18 protein-coding genes and 1 pseudogene are annotated in these 23334 nt (G+C 64.7%); 4 read left to right on the forward strand and 15 right to left on the reverse strand.

Going from position 1 to position 23334, the window contains the following annotated elements:
* The 5 genes and pseudogenes from WA965_RS02110 to WA965_RS02130 form a co-directional block, all read right to left on the reverse strand.
* A pseudogene (locus WA965_RS02110) lies at positions 1-1999 on the reverse strand (hypothetical protein); the annotation flags it as partial.
* Positions 1990-3312, reverse strand: coding sequence for an Ig-like domain-containing protein (locus WA965_RS02115; RefSeq protein ID WP_526295486.1), 1323 nt, complete (start codon positions 3310-3312; stop codon positions 1990-1992). The gene WA965_RS02115 and the pseudogene WA965_RS02110, both read right to left, overlap by 10 nt.
* Before the next feature lie 738 nt (positions 3313-4050).
* A complete protein-coding gene (locus WA965_RS02120) occupies positions 4051-5043 on the reverse strand; it encodes an LLM class F420-dependent oxidoreductase (RefSeq protein WP_526295488.1) in 993 nt (330 codons plus the stop codon).
* 80 nt (positions 5044-5123) lie between these two features.
* Positions 5124-6611, reverse strand: a complete 1488-nt coding sequence (locus WA965_RS02125; protein WP_526295490.1) for a class I adenylate-forming enzyme family protein — start codon at positions 6609-6611, stop codon at positions 5124-5126.
* Positions 6612-6649: 38 nt separating this feature from the next.
* Entirely contained in the window at positions 6650-7621 is a 972-nt protein-coding gene (locus tag WA965_RS02130) for a GlxA family transcriptional regulator (protein WP_526295492.1), read from the reverse strand.
* A gap of 284 nt (positions 7622-7905) precedes the next feature.
* Here WA965_RS02130 and WA965_RS02135 point away from each other — a divergent pair, with 284 nt between their 5' ends.
* Complete coding sequence (locus tag WA965_RS02135; RefSeq protein WP_526295496.1) at positions 7906-8331, forward strand: pyridoxamine 5'-phosphate oxidase family protein; 426 nt, start codon at positions 7906-7908, stop codon at positions 8329-8331.
* 59 nt (positions 8332-8390) lie between these two features.
* Here the strand turns inward: WA965_RS02135 and WA965_RS02140 are convergent, their stop codons facing one another.
* The 4 genes from WA965_RS02140 to WA965_RS02155 all read right to left on the reverse strand — a co-directional run bounded on the left by WA965_RS02140 (position 8391) and on the right by WA965_RS02155 (position 13555).
* Positions 8391-10538: a 3-hydroxyacyl-CoA dehydrogenase NAD-binding domain-containing protein gene (locus WA965_RS02140; protein ID WP_526295498.1), complete on the reverse strand. Its 2148-nt coding sequence runs from the start codon at positions 10536-10538 to the stop codon at positions 8391-8393.
* Positions 10539-10549: 11 nt separating this feature from the next.
* Positions 10550-11761, reverse strand: coding sequence for an acetyl-CoA C-acetyltransferase (locus tag WA965_RS02145; RefSeq protein WP_526295500.1), 1212 nt, complete (start codon positions 11759-11761; stop codon positions 10550-10552).
* 209 nt (positions 11762-11970) lie between these two features.
* Complete coding sequence (locus WA965_RS02150; protein ID WP_526295521.1) at positions 11971-13074, reverse strand: alkene reductase; 1104 nt, start codon at positions 13072-13074, stop codon at positions 11971-11973.
* A gap of 58 nt (positions 13075-13132) precedes the next feature.
* The gene (locus WA965_RS02155) at positions 13133-13555 is read right to left on the reverse strand and encodes a RidA family protein (RefSeq protein ID WP_526295502.1); all 423 of its coding nucleotides are present in this window, start codon (positions 13553-13555) and stop codon (positions 13133-13135) included.
* Positions 13556-13649: 94 nt separating this feature from the next.
* Between WA965_RS02155 and WA965_RS02160 the strand changes: the two genes are divergently transcribed.
* Entirely contained in the window at positions 13650-14132 is a 483-nt protein-coding gene (locus WA965_RS02160) for a MarR family winged helix-turn-helix transcriptional regulator (protein ID WP_526295504.1), read from the forward strand.
* Positions 14133-14141: 9 nt separating this feature from the next.
* The gene (gene lhgD / locus WA965_RS02165) at positions 14142-15380 is read left to right on the forward strand and encodes an L-2-hydroxyglutarate dehydrogenase (RefSeq protein WP_526295506.1); all 1239 of its coding nucleotides are present in this window, start codon (positions 14142-14144) and stop codon (positions 15378-15380) included.
* 48 nt (positions 15381-15428) lie between these two features.
* Here lhgD and WA965_RS02170 read toward each other — a convergent pair whose 3' ends face one another.
* A complete protein-coding gene (locus WA965_RS02170) occupies positions 15429-16439 on the reverse strand; it encodes a LacI family DNA-binding transcriptional regulator (RefSeq protein ID WP_526295508.1) in 1011 nt (336 codons plus the stop codon).
* Between the two features lie 99 nt (positions 16440-16538).
* Between WA965_RS02170 and WA965_RS02175 the strand changes: the two genes are divergently transcribed.
* On the forward strand, positions 16539-17126 hold the full coding sequence (locus tag WA965_RS02175; protein WP_526295510.1) for a carboxymuconolactone decarboxylase family protein: 588 nt from the start codon (positions 16539-16541) through the stop codon (positions 17124-17126).
* 74 nt (positions 17127-17200) lie between these two features.
* Here WA965_RS02175 and WA965_RS02180 read toward each other — a convergent pair whose 3' ends face one another.
* The 5 genes from WA965_RS02180 to WA965_RS02200 are packed head-to-tail and all read right to left on the reverse strand — an operon-like array spanning position 17201 to position 22909.
* Complete coding sequence (locus WA965_RS02180; protein ID WP_526295512.1) at positions 17201-18142, reverse strand: NAD(P)-dependent oxidoreductase; 942 nt, start codon at positions 18140-18142, stop codon at positions 17201-17203.
* Between the two features lie 17 nt (positions 18143-18159).
* Positions 18160-18918, reverse strand: a complete 759-nt coding sequence (locus tag WA965_RS02185) for an ABC transporter ATP-binding protein (protein WP_526295514.1) — start codon at positions 18916-18918, stop codon at positions 18160-18162.
* On the reverse strand, positions 18915-20771 hold the full coding sequence (locus WA965_RS02190) for a branched-chain amino acid ABC transporter ATP-binding protein/permease (RefSeq protein WP_526295516.1): 1857 nt from the start codon (positions 20769-20771) through the stop codon (positions 18915-18917). Before WA965_RS02190 ends, WA965_RS02185 begins: the two co-directional genes overlap by 4 nt.
* Positions 20768-21649 (reverse strand): branched-chain amino acid ABC transporter permease, encoded by an 882-nt coding sequence (locus WA965_RS02195; RefSeq protein ID WP_163894730.1) that lies wholly within the window; start codon positions 21647-21649, stop codon positions 20768-20770. The genes WA965_RS02190 and WA965_RS02195 overlap by 4 nt, the downstream gene beginning before the upstream one ends.
* Before the next feature lie 48 nt (positions 21650-21697).
* Positions 21698-22909, reverse strand: a complete 1212-nt coding sequence (locus WA965_RS02200) for an amino acid ABC transporter substrate-binding protein (RefSeq protein WP_526295518.1) — start codon at positions 22907-22909, stop codon at positions 21698-21700.
* Positions 22910-23334 lie beyond the last annotated feature (425 nt).

Here is a 23334-nt window from a genome sequence, read left to right on the forward strand (position 1 = left end):
CCGAATCCAGATCGGTGATCACCACAATCGGCGACACCGTGACCGGCGACCCGGTGGCGCCCGCAGCGACCGGGGACACGATCACCAACGGCGGCACCTCCACCGCCAGACCCACCACCGTGACCACCGTCGCCGCCGGCACCGTCGACGCATTGCCGTCGCCATCGGTCACGGCGAAGCTGACCACCTTCAACCCCGCCGTGGACGACGTCAATGTCACCGAGGCGAGCAGGTCGCGATACTCATCCACCGACGCCGTCCCAGTGAACGTCAACACCCCACCAGAGACCGCCGCAGCCACATTCGTCGGCAGGGATCCCCACCCGAACGAATCCCCGGCAGCGGGATCGGTGAGAGTGACCGTCGCCGAGCCGAGTCCAGTCGAGTCCAGATCGGTGATCACCACAATCGGGGACACCGTCACCGGCGAACCGGTGGAGCCCGCGGCGACTGGGGACACGATCACCAGCGGCGGCACCTCAACCGCCAAACCCACCACCGTGACCACCGTCGCCGCCGGCACCACACTGGCATTGCCGTCAGCATCGGTCACGGCGAAGCTGACCACCTTGAGTCCCGCACTGGACGACGTCAATGTCACCGAGGCGAGCAGGTCGCGATACTCATCCACCGACGCCGACCCGGTGAACGTCAATACCCCACCAGAGACCGCCGCAGCCACATTCGTCGGCAGCGCCCCCCAACCGAACGAATCCCCCACACCAGCATTGCTGAGAGTGACCGTCGCCGAATCCAACTCCTCCGAATCCAGATCAGTGATCACCACAACCGGGGACACCGTGACCGGCGATCCAGTGCTGCCCGCAGCAACTGGGGACACAATCACCAACGGCGGCACCTCCACCGCCAAACCCACCACCGTGACCACCGTCGCCGCCGGCACCACACTCGCATTACCGTCGCCATCAGTGACGGCGAAGCCGACCACCTTCAACCCCGCCGTGGCCGAGGTCAATGTCACCGAGGCGAGCAGGTCGCGATACTCATCCACCGACGCCGACCCGGTAAACGTCAACACCCCACCGGAGACCGTCGCAGCCACATTCGTCGGCAAGGATCCCCACCCGAACGAATCCCCCACACCCGGATCAGTGAGAGTGACCGTCGCCGAATCCAACTCCTCCGAATCCAAATCAGTGATCACCACAATCGGCGACACCGTGACAGCCGATCCAGTGGCGCCCGCGGCGACCGGGGACACAATCAACAACGGCGGCACCTCCACCGCCAGACCCACCACCGTGACCACCGTCGCCGCCGGCACCACACTGCCATTACCGGCACCATCAGTGACGGCGAAGCTGACCACCTTCAACCCCGCCGTAGCCGACGTGAGAGTCACCGACTCCAACAACGCCTGATACTCCGCGACCGACGCCGTCCCGGTGAACGTCAACACCCCACCAGTGACAGTGGCCGCCACCGTGGCCGGCAGGGGCCCCCACCCGAACGAATCCCTGGCAGTGGGATCGGTGAGAGTGACTGTCGCTGAATCCAACTCCTCCGAATCCAGGTCGGTGATCACCACCACCGGGGACACCGTGACAGCCGAACCTGTGCCGCCCAAAGCTACCGGGGACACCACCACCAAAGGCGGAAAGCCGATCACCGCGATCGTCGCGACGCCCGGAACCGGACTCGTGACATCGGTGTCGTCAGTGACATGGATCAGAACGCCCCGCGGCAACCCAGCGTCCGTGGTGAAGAACGAAACCGCCTTCAGCGCCTCACGGTACTCCGCCGGCGTCCCCGATCCCGAGAGCGTCAGAGTCTTGGTCTCCGCGTCCCACTCTCCCGCAATCGAATTGCCCTCGGGAGCAACGTATTCCAGGACATCGCCATCCTGAGCACTGGTCGCTATCGTCACCGTGGCGGACGACAGGGTTGTCGAGTCAACGTCGGTGATCACCACGGAGGACAGCAACTGGACAGGATCGGAACCCAGCGCATAGATGGGGGCGCCGACGGTCACCACCACCGGCGGCAATTGAACCAGCGGATCGATCGTGACGGGAATCGTGACGGTGACCTGGTCGGGCTCGGCCAGTCCAATGGCTCGGAATACGCAGTGGAAGACGCCTTGGATGAGACCTGCGATACCTTGAGGTGCTCCGAGTCGTCACTGACGGTGACCTGGAAACTGTCGGTCAGGGGTTCCGTGACGATCGTGGTGGGCGTGTAGATGAATGTTCCGGTGATGGGATCCCGGATGACGAGACCGTTCTCCGGCTGAATGATGGTGTAGGTCAACGGGTCACCATTGGGGTCTGACGCGCTCAGGTCGATGAGCAACTGCCCGGTGACGATCTGTGACGTGGTGATCGGGCCGATGACCGGGCTTTTGTTGAAGAACGTGTGGGTTATCTGCCTGCGAACCCATGCCATCAGAGCGTCGAACCACGGCACTTGCGCTGGTGCCGCCGGGTCTGCGAACGGCGATATGACGCCGGCAACCAGCGCGGAGACGATGTCGACGTTTTCTACGACCACTTCCGTTGGTGATGCGGCGGACGCCAACGCGACCGATTCGTCGGTCGTCACCGTCTCCAGCGCAACCACCTCGGTCTGAGGGCCGCCGCCGACTGGTGCGTCTCCGTCAAGTCGGAGATCCGACGCTTCGTCACCGCTGTCGACCGCCGACTCTCCGGGAGCTACAACGGTGGCGTCGACTTCTCGCTTCGGGGTTGGTTCTGTTACCGGCGGCGTCTGCGGCTCGTCATCAGAGTCGGCGGGCAGATCCGAGGCCCCACCGGACTGCGCCTCTGTTTCGGGGGCAGCAGTCTCCTCCGGGTCGACCTCCACCTCGGGGGATTCACCGCTGTCTCCCGGGTCTTCAACTTCGGCATCTTCGTCCGGGACGTCGTGGTCCTCATCGTTGTCCTCGACGACGTCGTCGGCAGATTCGTCGTCGGCGGATTCGTCGTCGGCGGCGGATTCGTCGTCGGACGACGATTCTTCATTCGGTTCGCTGTCAGCCTGTGCTGAGGACTTGCGGGGACCCGCGGACGGAGAGTCATCGTCGGATTCTGTTCTCGAGGACACCGATTCCGAGTCGGTGTCCGCGTAGGCGACGCCGGCGGCGTTCGCGACGGCCAAGCCAACGCCGAGGGAGACGGCCAGCGCCCCGACCCGGCCGATATGCGGCGCGTACCACGACTGCACTTTGCGCATATGCCTGGCCGAACGACTTTGGCCGGGACCCTCGACGAGGTCTCGTGCTGCCCAGAACCCCCGCTCGCAGTCGGGGATGTCCTTGCGCTGCGCACGATGACGGGCCGGGGTCGCACACATACCGTTGTCCTCCGTTTGCTCTGCTTGCGATCCCCCCGCCGGCTGTGATTCGCGCGGCTAAAACAAGGGCCACGCTGAAATTTGGGAGGAACCTGCACCGCGCCGTTCGCTCATCACGCAAGCACGCAGCGCCATCGCCAGTCCCCGACCCGCTCAAACTCCCGAATATTGGTTTGCTGGAGGCGGTCCCTGAATTCACTGACCACGCCCAGCGGTCCGAGCCTAAATCACAAAAGTGACCTTGATCACAATGTTTGCAGGACAATTTGCCTACGCAACTATTTTGCAAATCAGCAAGCATTGACGTCACCGTAAACATGCTGCTCAATTTGCCAAACGGCGACGCCGGAGCAAATTATCGGACATGAAAAATAGCTCCTTGGCCAAAGCATCACCAATCGCAGACAGCGCTCAGACCGCGCTTGTCAGCACATCTGGCGTGGGAGACCCGTCTCTGCACGTTGCTTCACCCGATATGGCATCCAAGTTCGCCGATCCGCCTCACAGGTCGAACTTTCTCCGCGATCTGCGACCGGCATCGACGTCGCAGCGGACGCCGCCAGCGTCATGCCGGGCGCAATCTTCGCACCCCGCTCTGGCGATTCGGGACGGTTGCTCAAAGGCAGCAGATCGACCGCACCGCAGTTTCGCTGAACCAGATGAGAATGTCGCCGAACGTGACGTTCCGATCCACTGTCCTGCAATCGGATTCCAGCGGGATCTCGCCGGACTCCGGTATCAGCTCATCGCTGGAATGACTTCTTGTGCAAAGAGGTCGATGCTCGACCGGTCGTAGGCTGCCTCGGGGAAGTAACAGATCACGTACTCACAGCCGAGGTCTTTGAGCTTCTGCAGCGACTCGATGAGTTGCTCCGGTGTGCCGCTCCCACCCTGGGGCGTGCTCATCGAATTGAGCATGGCGTCGGCAGCAGAATCACCGGTGAGACCGCTGATCCGGGACCGCACCTGAGCCAGCCGATCCTTGACCTCTGACTCAGACGCGCCGACCACCGCGTTGACGTTGGCGGACCGGACTATGGAGCCGAAGTCGGTACCCACATCTCGGCAGTGCTCGGCAAGGATCTGAGACTTATGGGCGAAACCTTCCGGTTCGGCGGTGAAGTTCGTGTACTGGGCATACTTCGCCGCGATGCGCAGAGTGACCTTCTCGCCACCTCCGGCGATCCACAGCGGAATACCTTCGTCCTGAAGCGGTTTGGGTGCGACTATCGCGCCGTCGACCTGATAGTGCTTGCCGTTGAACGTCACTGCACCGTCACGCCATGCGTCACGCATGATCTGCACGCCCTCGTCGAGCCGGGCCAACCGAACCCCCGCCGACGGAAACCCGTAACCGTATGCGCGCCATTCATGTTCGTACCAGCCGCCGCCGATGCCCATTTGGACGCGGCCACCCGAGATGATGTCGGCGGTCGCCGCGACCTTCGCCAGGTACGCGGGGTTGCGATAGCTCATCGCCGTGCACATCTGACCCAGCTTTATTCTCGACGTGGTGGCGGCGAAGGCAGCCATCAGCGACCACGCCTCGTGGGTGGCTTCGTTCGTCGGCATCGGCACGGTGTGGAAGTGGTCATAGACCCACAGGGAATCCCAGATGTCGCCCTCGTCGACATAGGTGGCGAGATCCGACATCACCCGCCACTGGTCGACGGGTTCGATTCCTACCAGGTCGAGACGCCAGCCCTGCGGGATGAATAGTCCGAATCGCATGCACTCGACTGTAGGTGCGAACGGGACAATGTGGAACGAGGCTCGGCCGATCACTCGCTGTCAGCTGACCTCGGTTCGCTCTAAGCGCGCGCACCCGGATAAAGCGCGGCGACAGCGGGCAGACTCACCTTCAGCGCGGGGTTGCGCGGCAGGGCGTCGACCGCAGTCAAGGCCACCGGCACGTTGTACACCGGTAATGCCTCTCGGACCAGGTCTTTGAGCTCCTCGTCAGTAGGACGGTCCATGCCGGGAGCGATCTCGATGGCCGCGAACGGCACTTCGCCAAGGCGAGCGTCGGCCACCCCCACCACACACGCGTCTCGAACATTGGGGTGCGACATCAGCACCCGCCGAACAGTTTCGGGCAGAACCTTGAATCCACCACGGTTGATGGCGCCGTCCGACCTACCGTGCAACGTCACGAAGCCCTCTGCGTCGACGCTGGCGATATCGGTGGTCCGGATCCAGTCTGGTCCGAGCGGGCCGACCTTGGCCTCCAACAGACCTTGCTGACCCGCGGGCAGTGCCACGCCGGTATCCGGGTCGACGATGCGTAGCTGGGTGTCAGGCAGCGCCCGGCCCACGCTGTCGCGCTTGGAGTCGCTGAAGTCCCGCAGCATCTCAGGTGTCCAGGCGCACAGAGATCCGGCGAATTCGGTTGCCCCGTAGGCCAACCGGATGGGAATGCCGTACCGGTCCTCGAACTCGTCGCGGGTCTCGGGGTCGAGCGGTCCTGAGGCGCTGATCAGGAACTCCAGCGATGCGAGGTCCGCTCTCGGTACGTCGGCGTCCAGCAGCATCCGGATCACCGCGGGCTGCACTCCGCTGCGCGTCACGCGGTGCCTCTTGATCGCATCCACCCAGCCCTCCACGGTGAACCGTTCGAGCATCACGATCCGACGCCCGTTGAAGACGCCGGCGATCAACTGGCACACCCCGATGCCGCCGAACTGCCAGTACGCGAATTCCGGCGGTGCATCGGGCGCTGCCGCTTCACCGCTGGTCACACTGAACACCGTGCGTTCCAGCACCGGCGCCTTGATCGCCTGTCTCTTCGGCGGGCCGGTGGTACCGCTGGTGAGGATCTGGAGTGCCACGCCGGGTTCGGCTTGGGCATGCGGTCGTGATGTGTCCCGACGCTCCAAACCGTCGACGAGGGCGACGGTCGGACTTGTCAGTGAGATCGCCACGCCCGCACTGCCCACGCGCCGCGCGGCATGTACGACCTCGGCGCTCCAGTCCTCACAGTCGGCGACGACAGCGGACAACGCCAGCTTTTCCACATCGCGGGCGATCGCTTCCGGCGACTGGAATGAGTAGATCATCGAGACAGGACGGCCGGTGGCCAGGAAGCCGATGATCGCCGCAGCGTGCTGCAGTCGGTTGCGGACCACCAGGCCTACGGGCGCGCCCTCGGGCACTCCGGCGTCGTGCAGTGCCGTGGCGATGGCGTCGGCGTAAGCGGTGATGTCAGTTCCGGAATACCAGTGGCCGCCGAACTCGATGCACGGCCGGTCGCCGTAACTCGCCAACCCGGTCGCGAACTGTTCGGTGAAACCTTCAGGCACGATTTCATTCTGGCGCGTGGACGGCCGGGTGAACACCCTCAACCTGTGGCACCGGTGAAGCAGGCCCGGTACTCGCTCGGGGTGGTCCGCATCTGGCGGACGAAGTGATACCGGTACGTGACGGGCGAGTCGAAGCCGACCCGGTCGGCGATCTGCTCGACCGAGAACGACGACGATTCGAGCAGGGCGAGGCTGGCCTGTATTCGCTGAGCTATCAGCCATTTGATCGGCGTGGTGCCGGTCGCTTTGGCGAATTGCCTCAGGTAGCTACGGCGGGACATCGTCGACTGGGCCGCCAGGTCGTCGAGAGTGATCGTGCTGTCGAGATTCTCGAGCGCCCAGGCCATTCCCGCGGCGATCCGCCCATCGGTGGTGGGTTCGGGCACCGGGGTCTCGATGTACTGGGCCTGTCCGCCGCCACGATGCGGGGCGATCACCAAGCGGCGCGCCACATCGTTGGCCACCCGCGCCCCATGGTCTGACCGGACGATGTGTAGGCAGAGATCCAGACCCGCAGCACAGCCCGCGCTGGTGAGCACGCGGCCGTTGTCGACGTACAGCGGCGCGGGATCGATGGTGATGGCTGGATAGCGCTCTCGGAGCAGATCAACGTAGATCCAGTGGGTGGTGGCAGACCGACCGTCGAGCACCCCCGCCGCCGCGAGCGCAAAGGCACCCGAACAGATCGACACCAGCCGCGCCCCTCGGCTGTCGGCGGCCCGGATCGCGCTGACCAGCTCCGGCGAGATCGGTTGCGCCACGTCACTCACGCTCGGGATGACCACTGTGTCCGCGGCCGCGAGATCATCCAGACCGTAGGAGGTGCGCACCGTCGCACCGCCGAGCAACCGAATCTCCGGCTGCTCAGAGCACAGCTTCACCGAATACCAGGGGGACACCAGCCCGGCAGAGAACCTCTCGGACAGCTCGGTCATCCCGAAGATCTCCGCCGCCACCCCCGACTCGAAGCCCGACATGCCGTCGTAGGCCAGGATCGCGACAGAATGCATGTCACTATCTTATCGAACAGCGGCACCAGGGCCACTGTGCAGGAGCGCCACCGCCGGGCACCCTGGAAGGCATGCTGTACAAACGACCTAACCTCTGGGACCGGCTCCGCCGAAACACATTGATCACCAGGGCGATTCGGCTGACCAAGGAATTCGCCGCCGGCATCGATGCCGGCCACGGACTGGCGCACGGGATCACGCCGTCACCGGACTCGGCCGCCCGCGCATCTCGCGCAGGCAAAAGCTCCGGCAGCACCTGTCGGTCCCGTGGCTAGCCTGAAGTCATGGCCTTATCCAAAGAAGAACGCGAACAGTTCCTGGCCGAGCCTCATATCGCGGCATTGTCGGTGTACGCAGGCGATAGCCGGGGCCCGTTGACGGTGCCGATCTGGTACCAGTACTCCCCCGGCGGTGAGCCGTGGATCCTGACCGGGGCGGGGTCGCGCAAAGAACGGCTGATCGCGGCGACGGGATTCTTCTCGCTCATGGTCGAGCGGGTGGAACCCACCACCAGGTATGTGGCGGTCGACGGTGCGGTCAGCCGCATCGAGCCGGGAACCGACGCCCAGATGGAAGAGCTCACCCACCGGTATCTCAGCGGTGAGTCGGCCGAGAACTACCTGAAGTTCGCCCGCGAGAATCTGGGCGACCATGTCGCGATCTACCTGCAACCGCAGCACTGGTTGTCCTCGGACATGGGTAGCTTCTGACGCGCGAAACCCCCGACACCGCCAAGAATGGAAGTGTCGGGGGCTCCGCGCAACTGCGACTACTTGGTCAGTGAATCCGGCGGGGTGAAGCGCTCGCCGTACTTGGCGGCCAACTCCCCGGCGCGCGCCACGAAGGCCTGCTTGCCGACACCGCCCGCGCCCTCATAGCCGACGATGAACTGCGCGGAACCACCGGTATAGGGCGGGAATCCGATGCCCATGATGGAGCCGATGTTCGCATCGGCGGTCGAGGTGAGCACGCCCTCGTCGAGGCACTTCTGGGTCTCCAGCGCCTCGGCGAACAGCATGCGATCGATCATGTCCTGCAACGGGATGTCGCCGGCGCCTGCCTTGAACGTCTCGGCGAGACCATCCCACAGGCCGGTGCGCTTGCCGTCGACATACTCGTAGAACCCCGCACCCTTGAGCCGCGACGGGCGGCCGATCTCGATCATCTTGTTCACGACGGTCTCGGCCGGGTGCGGCTCGTAGGTGGCGCCGGTCTCCTCGACGGCCTTGCGAGTCGCGGTGGCGATCTTCTGCATCAGTTCGAGGTTGAGCTCGTCGGACAGCTGCAGCGGCGGTGCCGGGTAGCCGGCCTGTGAGCCCGCCTGTTCGATGCTGGCCGGAGCCACACCCTCGCCGAGCATCGCCAGCGCCTCGTTGACGAAGGTGCCGATGACGCGGCTGGTGAAGAAGCCGCGGCTGTCGTTGACGACGATCGGGGTCTTGCCGATGGCCAGCGTGTAGTCGAACACCCGGGCCAGCGCCTCGTCGGAAGTCTTCTCGCCCTTGATGATCTCCACCAGCGGCATCTTGTCGACCGGCGAGAAGAAGTGGATGCCGATGAAGTCGTCCTGGCGCTTCACGCCCGTGGCGAGCTCGGTGATCGGCAGCGTCGAGGTGTTCGAGCCGAGCACCGCGTTGGGCTCCACGATGTCCTCGATCTCCTGGAACACCTTGTGCTTCAACTCCACCGACTCGAACACTGCCTCGATGACGAAGTCGACACCCTTGAGATCGGCCGCGTCGGCCGTGGGAGTGATCCGGGCGAGCAGCTCCTTGGACTTCTCCTCGGTGGTGCGGCCACGCTCCAGCGCCTTGGCCTCGATCTTCTCCGAGTAGTTCTTGCCCTTCTCGGCCGCCTCGATACTGACGTCCTTGAGCACCACGTCGTAGCCGGCCTTGGCCGAGACGTAGGCGATTCCGGCGCCCATCATGCCGGCGCCGAGCACGCCGATCTTGGTGATCGGGGTCTTGCCGATCCCGTCCGGACGCGACCCGCCACCATTGATGGTCTGCAGGTCCAGGAAGAACGCCTGGATCATGTTCTTGGCGGTCTGCCCGGTGACCAGAGTGGTGAAGTACCGGCTCTCGATGCGGCTGGCGGTGTCGAAGTCGACCTGCGCACCCTCGACGACGGCGTCCAGGATGGCCCGCGGCGCGGGCATGGGCGCACCCTTGAGCTGCTTGCGCAGCAGCGCCGGGAACGACGGCAGAATCGCGGCGAGCGCAGGCGATGACGGGGTGCCGCCGGGCATCTTGTAGCCCTTGACGTCCCACGGCTGCGTGTGGCTGTCCGGGTTGGCCTTGATCCACGCTTTCGCGGCCGGCACCAACTCCTCAGTGCTGCTGACCAATTCGTCGACCAAGCCGATGTCCTTGGCCTTGCCCGGCTTGAACCGGGTGCCTTGGCTCAGGACCTCCATGAACGCCTTCTGGATACCGAACATCCGCGTCGTGCGAGCCACGCCGCCACCGCCGGGCAGCAGGCCCAGGGTGACCTCGGGCAGGCCGATGACGACACCCTTGACGTCGGCGGCGATGCGATGGTGACACGCCAGCGCGATCTCCAGGCCACCGCCGAGCGCAGCGCCGTTGATGGCGGCAACGACGGGTACGCCCAGGGTTTCCAACTTGCGGAGATCGGCCTTGATGAACTCGACCTCGGCGAACGACTCGGCGGCATTGTCGGGGCCGACGCTCATCATGCCCTTGAGGTCACCACCGGCGAAGAAGGTCTTCTTCGCGCTGGCGATCACTACACCGGTGATCGAATCCTTCTCCTCGACAAGGCGCTCTACGGCCTTGTGCATGGATTCCTTGTAGTGCTCGTTCATCACGTTTGCTGAACCCGTGGGGTCGTCCAGCGTCAGGGTGACGATGCCGTCGGCATCCTTGTCCCACTGAATGGTGTTCTCTGCCATGGTCATATCTCCTAGACGCGCTCGATGATGGTCGCGACGCCCATGCCGCCGCCGATGCACAGCGTGATCAGCGCGCGTCGCGCGCCGCGGCGCTCGAGCTCGTCGACCATGGTTCCGGTGATCATGGCGCCGGTGGCGCCGAGCGGGTGGCCGAACGCGATGGCGCCACCGTTGACGTTGAGCTTCTCGTCGGGGATGTTGAGGTCCTTCTGGAACTTCAGCACCACCGAGGCGAAGGCCTCGTTGAGTTCGAACAGGTCGATGTCGTCGACCGTCAGACCGGCACGGTCGAGCACCTTGCGGGTGGCCGGCGTGGGACCGGTGAGCATGATCACGGGGTCTGCGCCGCTGGTGGCGGTGGCCACGATGCGCGCACGGGGGGTGAGGCCCTGCGAGCTGCCTGCACTTTCAGAACCGATCAGCAGCAGCGCGGCACCGTCCACGATGCCGGAACTGTTCCCGCCGGTGTGGACGTGGTTGATCTTCTCGACGTAGTGGTACTTCTGCAGCGCCACGTCGTCGAAGCCACCCATCGCGCCGATGCCGTCGAAGGCGGTCTTGAGCTTGCCGAGGCTTTCCACAGTGGAACCGGGACGCATGTGCTCGTCGTGGTCGAGCACAACCAGGCCGTTCTGGTCCTTGACCGGCACGACGGACTTGGCGAAGTAGCCGCCCGACCATGCTGCGGCGGCCTTCTCCTGCGAGCGCGCGGCGTAGGCGTCGACGTCCTCGCGGGAGAAGCCCTCGATCGTGGCGATCAGGTCGGCACCGATGCCCTGCGGGACGAAGCCGATCCGGTAGTTGGTCTCGGGGTCACTGGCCCACGCGCCGCCGTCGGAGCCCATCGGAACGCGGCTCATCGATTCGACACCGCCGGCGATCACCAGGTCGTCCCAGCCGGAACGGATCTTCTGCGCGCCCAGGTTGACGGCTTCGAGGCCGGAGGCGCAGAAGCGGTTGAGCTGGAATCCGCCGGTGGTCTCCGGCAGACCTGCCACCAGACCTGCGGTGCGGGCGATGTCACCGCCCTGGTCGCCGACGGGGGACACCACGCCGAGGATGAGGTCGCTGATCATGTTCTCGTCGAGGTCGGGGAAACGCGATCGCATCTCGTCGATCAGGCCGACGACCAGGTTGACGGGCTTGATCTCGTTCAACGAGCCGTTTCGCTGCTTGCCGCGCGGGGTGCGGATGGCCTCGTAGATGAAGGCTTCTTCGGACATCGGTGTCCCACTCCTATTGATGTTGGTGTGCGGACCCCGGAAGGCGTGGGTCCGCAGGAGGACAGTCCTCTGGCCAGCAGCCTAACAGCTTCGCCCAACCCGTTGGTTGGGCAGGGTTTGTCCACCTCTCCTCCTGCGCTCTCCTCCTGCGCAGACACCAACTCGCACGATCCGGAGCGGGATCGTGCGAGTTCGCGTCTGGTCGCAAGTCAGGCGGAGAGCTGCTCGGCCTCCGCGAGCGTCGGGTAGTCGATGTAGCCGACGGGACCCGGGGCGTAGAACGTCGCCGCGTCCGGCTCGTTGAGTTCTGCGCCGACGACCAGCCGATCGATGAGGTCGGGGTTGGCCAGGTAAGCGCGGCCGACGGCAGCTGCGCTGATCACACCCCACTCGGCCAGGTTCTCCAGCGCCGCGAAATCGCTGTCGACCTCGCGGGGGGTGTTGAGCACCAGGGCGCCTTCCCACTGGGTCCGCAGGGTTGCGAACGCGGGTTGCGAGGGCTCGATGAGCATGTGCAGGTACCCGATGCCCAGAGGGGCGATCCGGCACAGCAATGCCTCGTAGGCGCCGACCTTGTCGTCCTCGCGCATGTCGCCCGCGCCGTTTCCGGGTGAGATCCGCAAACCGACGCGCTCTGCGCCGATCTCGGCAGCCACCGCCTCGACGACCTCGGCGGTGAACCGGGCCCGGTTCCGCGCCGATCCGCCGTAGCCGTCGGTGCGCTGGTTGACGACGTCGGACATGAACTCGTGGAGTAGGTAACCGTTGGCGGAGTGGATCTCGACGCCGTCCATGCCCGCGTCGACGGCTCGCCGAGCGGCCGTGCGGAACTGTCCGACGATCGATTCGATTTCGTCGACCGTGAGCGCGCGTGGCACCGGTAGCGGCTGCTTACCCGACGGGGTGTGGGTCAGCATGTCGGCGGCGATGGGCGACGGCCCCACCGTTTCGAAGCCGCTGATCTCCGGGTGCGCCATGCGGCCGACGTGCCACAACTGGACGAACATCTTGCCGCCGGCCGCATGCACCGCGGAAGCGATCTCGGCCCACTTGTCCTGATGCCGGTCGGTGTAGATGCCCGGCGTGTTCATGTAGGCGCCGTTGGCCTGCTCACAGACAGCCGTGGCCTCGCTGATTATCAAGCCCGCCGCAGCACGCTGCGAGTAGTAGACGGCAGCCAACTCAGACGGGGTTGCGTCGGCATCGGCGCGGGTTCTGGTCAACGGCGCCATGAAGATTCGATTCGACATGTGCGCACCGCCCAAGGTGACAGGCTTCAGCAGGGCGGAGTTTTCACCGAGAGCGAAGGTCATGCCTGCAGTCAGCGCGGGTGACCGCAGATTCATTCCCGACGGGTAGGGCGCCCCGCCGTCAGTTGTGGTCGCCGACGACGGCGGAGACGCGGATTTCGACGCGCATGTTCGGCGCTGCGAGTGCGGCGACTCCGATCGCGGTCCAGATGGGCGCCCGGTCAGGCATGTATTTGCGGACCTGCTCGACCATGAACCAGGTGTGGTCGTCGTCGAAGGAGTCGATCGCAGCGGCGACGTGATATGAGTTCACCGCGATGACGTCGCGCCAGGTGGCCCCCGCGGTCGCGAGGGTCCGTTCGACATTTTCGAACGCCCGGGCTATTTCGTCCTCGAGAGATTCCGGGAAGTTCAACTCGTCGTCCCAACCGCCCTGCCCGGAGATCTCCACGCGGTCGCCGACCCTAACCGCTTGGTGGTAGTGGCGCTCCTTCAACATCATCTCGCCGTATCCGGGGGTGGCGAAGAACGCGATCCTCGACATGACACACCTTTCATTTGAATAACTTCACGCTTGAAGTAACCGTACACGACATGACTTCATGCGTAAAGTCATGCAGGATCGCTACTGTGCTCGTATGGCCGGTACTGCATCACCAGATTCAGACGACGCACTGTGGCTCTCCCCGGACGAGAAGGAAGCCTGGACAGGCTTGATATCGCTGATCCTGCTGCTACCGGGTCGACTCGAGGCGCCGCTGCGGCAGGTGGATCTGACCCTCTTCGAGTACCTGACCCTGAGTCACATCTCCGAGGCCCCAGACCGGCGGATACGCATGAGTGAACTGGCGTATCTGGCCAACGGGTCGCTGTCGCGATTGTCGAACGTGGTCAAGCGATTCGAGCAGCGGGGCTGGGTGACACGGTCCCCCGATCCCGACGACGGCCGCTATACCCTCGCCGAACTGACCGACGCCGGCTACCGCCTCGTCGTGGCCGCCGCCCCGTTGCATGTGCGCGCGGTGCGGGATCTGGTTCTCGACCCGCTCACGGCGACCGACCGGCAGGCGCTCGCCCGCATCGCGGCCAAGCTCCGGGTCCGGCCGGCAGACCTGGCCTAGTTGCCGTAGATGAAAGATGCTGCGCTGCCGAAAAACAACGCGACTGCGCCGGCGCACACCGATGTCCTGATCATCGGTGGGGGCATCGTCGGACTCGCGACCGCATGGAAGGTCCAACAGCGCCGCCCCGGGCTCACCGTCACCGTCCTGGAGAAAGAGCGTGGGGTGGCACACCACCAGACCGGCCACAACAGCGGCGTGATCCACTCGGGCATCTACTACGAGCCGGGCAGCCTCAAGGCGACCTTGTGCAAGCGCGGAGCGGTGGAGACCAAAGATTTTGCCGCAGCTCATGACATCCCGTTCCGGACCACCGGGAAACTCCTGGTGGCCACCAGTGACCTCGAACACCAACGCATGCTGGCGCTGTACGACCGCGCAAAGACGAACGGTCTCGAGGTCACGCTCATGGATGCGTCGGCACTGCGACGCGCCGAACCGAATGTGCGCGGACTGGGAGCCATCGAGGTGGCGGCCACCGGCATCATCGACTACACGAGAGTCTGCGAGGCCCTGACACGTCTGGTGCAACGCGGCGGCGGATCGGTGCGTACCAGCACAGCGGTCACCGGCCTGCACGAGACCGCTGACGGTGTCATCGTGGAAACCGAAGCCATGACATGGCAGGCCGATCGACTGGTCGCCTGCGCGGGACTGCAGGCAGATCGAATCGCCGCCATGGCCGGCATCGACGTCGACATCCAGATCATCCCGTTCCGCGGCGAGTACTACTCATTACCAACGGCCCGAACGGGAATCGTCACGCGCCTCATCTATCCGATACCCGACCCGGCGCTCCCCTTTCTCGGAGTGCATCTGAGCCCGACCATCGACGGTGGTGTGTCGGTGGGACCCAACGCCGTCCTCGGATTCTCCCGGGAGGGATATCACAAAGGCGCAGTGCAGCCCCGTGACGTCCTCGAGTACGCCCGCTTCCCCGGGATGTGGAGAGTCGCCAGGGCGAACCTCCGCACCGGAGTCCACGAGATGAAGAACTCGCTTTTCAAGCGGGGGTATCTCGCCGAATGCCAGAAGTACTGCCCTGATCTGACTTTGGGCGATCTGCTCCCCAAAGAGGCCGGCATCCGGGCGCAAGCGGTCCGGCGCGACGGCACGCTGGTCCATGACTTCCTGCTGAAGACCACGCCGCGCAGCATCCACGTGCTGAACGCACCCTCGCCGGCCGCCACGTCGGCACTTCCGATCGGTCAGACTCTTGCCGAGATGCTCCTGCCGGACGCGACCTAGTCAGGTCAGAATCGTCAGCGGACCTGAAAACGCTCCGGAAGGTCTGAGCTACCGATTCGGCGGCGGGCCGGTAGAGCCCCGTACCACCAGCGCCACCGGCAAGAGCCGATGCGCCGGGCGGCCATCATTGATCACTTCGAGGATCAGTTGCGCCGCTGCTGCGCCGATGTCGTCCTGCGGGATGGCCACCGTTGTCAGGGCGGGGTCCAGAAAACCCGACAACGGCATGTCGTTGAAGCCGACCACCGACACGTCCTCAGGACAACGAAGCCCCCGTTGCCGCAGCGCCGAGTAGCAGCCGATCGCGATCATGTCATTGCCGGCGATCACTGCTGTCGGCATGTGGCGGTCCAGAAGACGACCGAATGCGTGAGCACCTTCGTCCACTGCGTAACGATCGGCCATCTCGATCAGGTCCGGATCGGCGGCGAGGCCGGCGGCGGCGATCGCCTCCCCGAAGGCAACCCGCCGAACCCGGGTCATGGACAGCGTGGCCGGGCCGGTGACGTGCGCGATTGTCGCGTGCCCCAGCCCGATGAGATGGTTCACCGCCGCCCGCATACCGGTGGCATCGTCGCTGACAACCGACGCAGTCGCGGTGTCCATCAATCGGTTGACCAGCACCACAGGCACTTTCGACTCCACAAGTGCTGCCACTGCAGGGTCGTCGCGCCGCGAGGAGGCGATGATGAATCCGTCGCAGTGCCGCGCCGTGAGCACCTTGATCAACTGATCTTCTCGCTCGGGGCTGTCATCGGTGTTGGCGATCAGCGCCTCGTAGCCGGCTTCGCGCAGACCGTCTTCGATACCGCGGACGATGGGCGGAAATACAGGGTTGCCGAGGTCGGGAATCAGCACCCCGATGGTGTGGGAGCGGCGGGTGCGCAGATTCCGGCCGAGTTGGTCGGCCACGTAGCCCAGGCGCGTCGCCGCCTCTGTGACACGCCGCGTCGTCTCCGGGGTGATCCGGCCCTTGAGCTCGGGGTTGAGTGCCCGCGACGCAGTGCCGGGATGAACGCCGGCAGCGCGGGCGACATCCTGGATGGTCGGCTTGGGCACGCGGGCAAGCGTAGTCGGGATTCCGGTCGACTATTGCGGTCCAGCCACAACCGAGTACGCTGATTGGCAATCGATTGCCAACTGGTAGAAGGACTGCAGATGCCCCGGATCAGCTACATCGACCCCGATTCGATCACCGACACCGAGCTCGCCGGTTACATCGCCGACTCCCGCATGTACGGCACACCGCGCGTCGAGAGCCAGGCGATCCGTGCGCACGTGCCCGCGGTGCTGCGCTCGTTCAACCAGTCGTGGCAGGCGGTGTTCCGTGAGGGTGTGCTCGACCATTCGGTCAAGGAGCTCGCCCGGGTCTTCATCGCCAAGTCGCTGGACTGCGGTTACTGCGCCGGCCAGCGCTCCCACCTGGCACTGGCCGCCGGCCTGTCTGAGCGGGAGTTCGACGATGTGATCGAATTCCGCGACTCCGAGGCCTTTTCACCCCGGGAGAAGGCGGCCCTGCTGCTTGCCGAGGCCATCGCGTGGGATCCCAGCCTGGCCGACGACAGCGTCTGGACGCTTCTGCACGCACACTTCACCGAGCCCGAGATCGTCGAGCTCGGCTACTTCATCGGGTTGACCATGGGTCAGCAGAAGTTCCTCAAAACACTGGGCATCCAACACGGAGATCTCGACAGGGCCTCCACTGCCGGGCTCGCACCCGAGGTCGCCGCCGCGCTGCAGACCTGACCGGCCGGCCTCGGCCTCGTACTCATTGGCGACGACCTCGGTCCTCGATGCAACCGGCGGAGCAACCAGCGCCGTCAGGAAAGCACCGGGGTCAGACCGTCGTCCACCTCGACGTTCTCCGGCTTCAGCTCCAGACCCGCACCACGGGCCACCTCGAGCAACAACGTCGCAAAATCCTCCTCGATGCCCAACCCCGCACCCGCAGCCTGAGCCACGATCTGCCGGGTCGCCGACGCGATCGGCATCGGGGATTTCAGCGCATCCGCCGCTTCCAGCCCCAGATCGAAATCCTTCTGCAGCAACTCCATGGTGAACGTCGGCGCGAAGTCCAGATTCACAAACGCCGGCGACTTGTACTGAGTGAACACCGAACCCATCACCGAGTCATTGAGGAAGGCCAGGAAATCAGCACGGCTGACCCCGCCCTTCTCCACCAACACCGTGATCTCGGCTAGACACTGAGTGACCACACCCAGCATCAAGTTGTGGGCGATCTTCACCAATCGCGCAACCTCGCCCTCACCCACATAGGTGACACTGCGGCCGAACACGTTGAGCACCGGCTCGATCGACTCGAACACCTCACGCGGACCCGACACCGCCACCGTCAGCTTGCCCGCCGCGATCACCTTCGGGTTCCCGCTGACCGGGGTGGCCAGCAAGTCGCATCCACGCGAGTTGGCCGCCTCCCGGATCCGCGCACTGGCCTCCGCCGACACCGTCGACGAGTCAGCGATGATCCGGGGCGACGCCTCGCCGGTGAGCAGACCGCCCTCGCCGAGCATCACCTGCTCCAGATCCTTCGACGACGACACCATCGAGAACACCAGATCACGATCGGCCAGATCCACCGGTCGGGCAGCCACTTTCGCGCCCTTCTCCGCCAGATGCGCGACCTTCGACGCCGTCCGGTTGTACACCGTGACGTCGTAACCGGCATCCAACAGCCGAGTGATGAGCTGAGCACCCATCCGGCCCGCACCGATCCAGCCGATCTTCAAATTCGCGACAGACATGTGATTTCCTATTCTTTTCAGGCCGTGGGTTGGGTGGCCGGGGTGTCGGATGCGGCAGGTGCCTGTACCGCTCCGCCGAAGTAGAGATCAGCGATCTCGGGGTTGTTGAGCACGGATTGTGCTGGGCCGGTGAGCAATACCCGTCCGCTTTCCATCACGATGCCGCTGGAGGCCATCCGGAGGCCGAACCGGACGTTCTGTTCCACCATCAGCACGGCTTTGCCGCTGGAGCGCATGATCGCCACGGCTTCGTCGATGACGGTGAGCGATTTAGGGTCCAGGCCCAGGGACGGCTCGTCGAGCAGGACCAGTTTGGGATCCAGCATGAGCGACCGTGCGAACTCCACCATGCGCCGCTGCCCGCCGGAGAGGTTGCCGCAGCGGATCCCGGTCTTGTCCTTCACCAGCGGGAACATGTTGAGCACCTCGTCATAGCGTCGCTTCACCAGTGCGCGCTGGCGGCGGATGACGTACGCGCCCATCAGGATGTTCTCTTTCACGGTGAGCGTCGGGAATAGCCCGTTGCTCTGCGGAACCTGAGTGACGCCGCAGCCCAGCACCGCATCGGGGGCCATCCCGGTGATGTCCTTGCCGTCGAGCAGGATTCGGCCGGCACTGGGCTTGAGGATCCCGCTCACCGCACGCAACACGGTGGACTTTCCGGCGCCGTTCGGTCCGACGATGCAGCCGAGTTCTCCGGCCGCCACCTCGAGGTCAACACCCTGGAGGACATTGCCACCGCCATAACCGGCGACCACTCCTTCGAGTCGGATCATGCGGGATTCCTTTCCACCACTGAAACGCTTGTGTGCTTGGACGGTGCCTCGAGCAGATAGTCGTCGCCGAGATAGGCGTCGAGCACCAGCGGATCCTTCTGAATCTGCTCCGGGGTCCCCTGTGCGATCACCGCTCCGCGGGCCAGCACCCGGATGGGGTCGCACAATCCGACCACGAAGGGCATGTTGTGTTCGACCAGCAGGAACGTCGTACCCTTGGCGTTCAGTTCGCGGATCAGATCACCCATCCGCTGGATCAACGTCGGGTTGATGCCGCCGGCCGGTTCGTCGAGCAGGATCAGCTTCGGATCCAGCATGAGTACCTGAGCGAGTTCGACGAGCTTCTGCTGGCCGTATGACAGCGCCCCGGCCCGGGCGTCTCGGTAGGCGGCCATGCCGACGAACTCGAGCAGTTCTTCGGCGCGAGCGGCTTCGGATCCGCTGACCGCACCCAGTCCGAGTTGGCCGACCGAGAAGTCCCGCAGCGGTGAAACGACGTTCTCGAGCACCGTCATCTCCCGGAACAGCCGGGTGATCTGGAAGGTTCGCCCGACTCCGCGGTGGGCCCGCGACCACGGTGTCAGCCCTTCGAGATGTTCTCCGTTCAGGAGGATTTCGCCCTTGTCGGGGGACATGGTCCCGGAGATCAGATTGAACACGGTGGTCTTGCCCGATCCGTTCGGCCCGATCAACGCCGTGATCGATCCCTCGGGCACCGTGAAGCTGCAGTCGTTGACGGCGTGGTTGCCGCCGAAGCTCTTGTGCAGGCCGCGGACCTCGAGCAGCGTTTTGCCGGTCGGTTCGGGCCTGCGAACCTCGGCGGTGGCCGGCGGGCGATCCAACGGGTTGAGGCGGGCACCGGAAAGTCCTACCGTGCCTTGGGTTCTCGCCTTCTCGATCAGACCGGCCAGGGTCGGCAGGATGCCCTTGGGCAGCAGGATCACCAGCAGGATCAGCAGGCCACCGAACAGGACAAGGCGGGCGTTGCCGCCACCGAAGGCCTGGTTGGCATAGATGTTGACCGGCTGAATGATGAAGGCGCCCAGCACCGGACCGAACAGGGTGCCGCGGCCACCGAGGATGACGGAGAGGACGATCAGCGCGCTGGTGATGATGGAGAACATGCCGATCGGATCGACGAAGGACAGGTAGTACCCGTACACCGAACCGGCCATGCCGACGAACAACGCGCTGGCGCCGAACGCGAGCAGTTTGTAGACGGGCGCGTTGACACCGATGGTGCCCGCTTTGCCCTCGTCCTCGCGGATGGCGATCAGGCCCATGCCGAACTTGGTGCGACGGATCCACCACGTCATGAGCAGCGACAGCCCGAGCAGCACACACAGACACAGGTGGAATGGCCAATTGCCCCAGGAATCAGGCCAATCCGGCAGCGGGAGCGTCAGACCCGCGGAGCCGTTGGTGACCGGCACCCACTCGATGGCCACGAACTGGATGAGGAACAGGAACGCCACCGTGATGATGACGAACGCCGGGCCGCGCGAGCGGTAGGTGACCAGACCGAGCAGCATCGCGATACCTGCGGCGATGATGCCGGCCAGCGGGACCCACAACAGGGGCTCGATGTCGGTGAACCGATTCGACAGGATGGCGCCGACATAGGCGCCGATCCCGATGAACGCACCCTGGCTGAGCGACAAGTAGCCGGTGAAGCCGGTGATGATGTTCAGTCCACTGGCGCCGATGGCAAGCACCAGCGACAGGATGACGATGTTCTGCGCAGACATGCTGGGCGACAACGGGAAGAGCAGGACGATGACAGCCGCGACAGCGACCAGTCCGCGGGTCGCCCAGGTATGTAGCTTCGGATCGAGCAGACGAGAGTTACTCATGCCACCGCGTCCTCTCTGAGTCGGGTGCCGAGCAGGCCCTGCGGCCGGGTGATCAGCACAACGATGATGACCAGGAACGGCACGGCCACCGGCCACGCTGCCCCCACGTAGGCGGTGGCGGCCATCTCCCCGACGCCGATCACCAAGGCGCCGAGAACTGCGCCCGGCAGGCTGCCGAGACCGCCGAGTACGACGATCGCCAGCAGTCGGGCGATCCACTGGTAGTGCGTTCCCGGCAGGAACGGGTAGATGGTGGAGAGCATCGCCCCGCCGGCGCCGAGGGTGGCCACCCCGATGGCGAAGGTGAGCGCGGCGATGGTCGCGACGCTCACCCCCACCAGCAGCGCGCCACTCTCATTGGACGAGGCCGCGCGGATCGCCCGGCCCGCCCAGGTGTGGTTGAGCAACAGGTAGAGCGCGCCCATCACCGCGACCGCGATGACCGCGGCGATGAGCATGGCCTGCGGTACGTAGATCGAACCCAGCGTCAGCGAGGCGTCGGTGTAGGACACCACCACGGTGCTCGAGGTATTGCCCCAGATGAAGCCCATGATGCCCTCGAGCATCAACGCGATCCCGAAGGTCGCCAGCACCGTCATGGTGACGTGTGCGCCACGGACGTGGCGGATCACCAGGACGTAGACCAGCCAACCGAATCCGAACATCACCGCCATGACGATCGGGATGGACAACAGAGGGTCCAGTCCGAGTTGCTTCCACAGGGTGTAGGTGAGGAACGCCGCGAGCACGGCGAAGGCGCCGTGGGCGAGGTTGATCACCCGCATGACCCCGAAGATCAGGGTCAGCCCGGATGCCATGAGCGCGTACAGCGCGCCGACGAGCAGGCCGAGGATGAGCGTTTGGACAAGGGATGTCATGGAACTTCAGCTCCTAAACAGAACAGGGATATCGGTGTGCCGAGAGCATCAGATGTCGCCGCCGCGCCAGCGCATGATCTGATCGGACGTGGCGACATCGGTGGGTAGCACGACCTGCGATACGCCGCTCTGCCACTGGCCGACGAGGAAGTCCCCCTTCGGGCTGCCGTCCTCATTCCAGCTCAGGGTGCCGAGTACGGTGTCAACGCTGTTGCCGCGCAGCCAATCTGCCAGCGCCATCTGATCGTCGAACGATCCGACTCCATTGATCGCGGCGGCGAGCACCTGACCCGCGGCGAACCCGTCGGCGGCATCCTCAGGCGGGCTCTGGCCGAACTTCGCCTCGAATCGCTCGACGAATTCCGCGTTCTGAGGGGTATCCGCCAACGTGCTGTAGCTCGACGAGAAGAACACACCCTCGGCATTGTCTGCTCCGACCGCGTCCAGGTACTGCTGCCCATAGGTGGGCGAGCTGCTCTGATACAGGAACGCCGGCTGGTAGTTCGCTCGGTTCATCGACCGGATCATGTTGACCCCGTCTTCGAATTGTGCTCCCTGGAGGACGATTTCAGCTCCGGCATCCCGAATCGCGTTGACCACTGAATCGAAGTTCTTGGTGGTCGCCGGGTACTGATCCTTGTACACGGTCTGGATGCCTGCCGCGGAGAGGATCTTCTCGGCGCCTTCGACGACCGGGCCGGCGAACGGATCATCCAGGGCTGGGTAGGCGGCAGTCTTGGGACGCTGGTCGGGCGGCAGGTTGGCGATCCACTCGGCGAACACCTTCGCCTGATCGGTGGCAATGGCCTGCTGCGAGAAGAAGATGTACTTGAAGCCGCGGTTGAACATGTCCGGCGATCCGCAGGACGGGCAGACGAACAGCATGTTGTTCTTCTCGGCGATGGCCGAGGCCGGGATGTTCAACAGCGAGGACTGGCTGCCGAGTAGCAGGTCGACCCCGTCTTGGGAGATCAGATTGTTGTAGTTGCTGACGGCCGTCTCCTGTTGGGTGGCGTCGTCTTTGACAACGATCTCGACCTGCTTGCCCATCAACCCGCCGGCCTCATTGGTCATCTCGACCCAGGTTTCGTAGCCGCGTTGGGTGTCGAGGCCGCCCTGACTGAACTCGCCGGTCAGGGGAAGCGAAGCACCGACCCGGATGGTGTCACCGTCACCGCCTCCGTCAGCGGAACACCCTGTCGCTGCCAGCGCGATCGCGGCAGCTGCCGCAGCCCCGCGAAGTGCAGTGGTTATGCGCATGTCCAACCTCTCTGTCAGACCGATTGCCCTGAACCGAGCCAAACTGTTGCGTAGCTCACCTGCAATCGATTGCAGTGAATCGTCACACATCTTTGTCAGGGGTGTCAACGGTAGATGTGGACTTGATTCAACGGCGACGGCGATTTTGACGCCTGCTCACTACTTATCCGGCATTTCCATTCGCCCGGTCAGGCCGGCGGCCTATAGTCAAGTGCAATCGATTGCACAAAGTCGACCAGAGACCCTCGGAGTGATCATGACGACGACCGACACCGCGGTCAGCAGGCCCGGCGCGCTGGAACGCACGCAGTGGGGAGCATTCGTCGACGGCGGCTTCGTCCCCGTCGACGACCAGGAGACCTTCGAGGTCGTCGAACCATCGACGGCCCGACCGCTGGCGAGGGTGGTCTCGGCCGACGCGGCAC

The sequence above is a fragment of the Mycobacterium sp. genome (genome assembly GCF_049683935.1).
In the GTDB taxonomy this organism is placed as follows: Bacteria; Actinomycetota; Actinomycetes; order Mycobacteriales; family Mycobacteriaceae; genus Mycobacterium.

Bases quoted from the DNA above. Each gene is read 5' to 3' on its own strand.
- WA965_RS02120 (WP_526295488.1), bottom strand. From the start codon at position 5,043: ATGCGATTCGGACTATTCATCCCGCAGGGCTGGCGTCTCGACCTGGTA.
- WA965_RS02200 (WP_526295518.1), bottom strand. From the start codon at position 22,909: ATGCGCATAACCACTGCACTTCGCGGGGCTGCGGCAGCTGCCGCGATC.
- WA965_RS02150 (WP_526295521.1), bottom strand. From the start codon at position 13,074: ATGACCTTCGCTCTCGGTGAAAACTCCGCCCTGCTGAAGCCTGTCACC.
- WA965_RS02160 (WP_526295504.1), top strand. From the start codon at position 13,650: ATGGCCGGTACTGCATCACCAGATTCAGACGACGCACTGTGGCTCTCC.
- WA965_RS02155 (WP_526295502.1), bottom strand. From the start codon at position 13,555: ATGTCGAGGATCGCGTTCTTCGCCACCCCCGGATACGGCGAGATGATG.
- WA965_RS02140 (WP_526295498.1), bottom strand. From the start codon at position 10,538: ATGGCAGAGAACACCATTCAGTGGGACAAGGATGCCGACGGCATCGTC.
- WA965_RS02180 (WP_526295512.1), bottom strand. From the start codon at position 18,142: ATGTCTGTCGCGAATTTGAAGATCGGCTGGATCGGTGCGGGCCGGATG.
- WA965_RS02130 (WP_526295492.1), bottom strand. From the start codon at position 7,621: ATGCATTCTGTCGCGATCCTGGCCTACGACGGCATGTCGGGCTTCGAG.
- WA965_RS02190 (WP_526295516.1), bottom strand. From the start codon at position 20,771: ATGAGTAACTCTCGTCTGCTCGATCCGAAGCTACATACCTGGGCGACC.
- WA965_RS02195 (WP_163894730.1), bottom strand. From the start codon at position 21,649: ATGACATCCCTTGTCCAAACGCTCATCCTCGGCCTGCTCGTCGGCGCG.
- lhgD (WP_526295506.1), top strand. From the start codon at position 14,142: ATGAAAGATGCTGCGCTGCCGAAAAACAACGCGACTGCGCCGGCGCAC.
- WA965_RS02115 (WP_526295486.1), bottom strand. From the start codon at position 3,312: ATGTGTGCGACCCCGGCCCGTCATCGTGCGCAGCGCAAGGACATCCCC.
- WA965_RS02185 (WP_526295514.1), bottom strand. From the start codon at position 18,918: ATGATCCGACTCGAAGGAGTGGTCGCCGGTTATGGCGGTGGCAATGTC.
- WA965_RS02175 (WP_526295510.1), top strand. From the start codon at position 16,539: ATGCCCCGGATCAGCTACATCGACCCCGATTCGATCACCGACACCGAG.
- WA965_RS02145 (WP_526295500.1), bottom strand. From the start codon at position 11,761: ATGTCCGAAGAAGCCTTCATCTACGAGGCCATCCGCACCCCGCGCGGC.
- WA965_RS02135 (WP_526295496.1), top strand. From the start codon at position 7,906: ATGGCCTTATCCAAAGAAGAACGCGAACAGTTCCTGGCCGAGCCTCAT.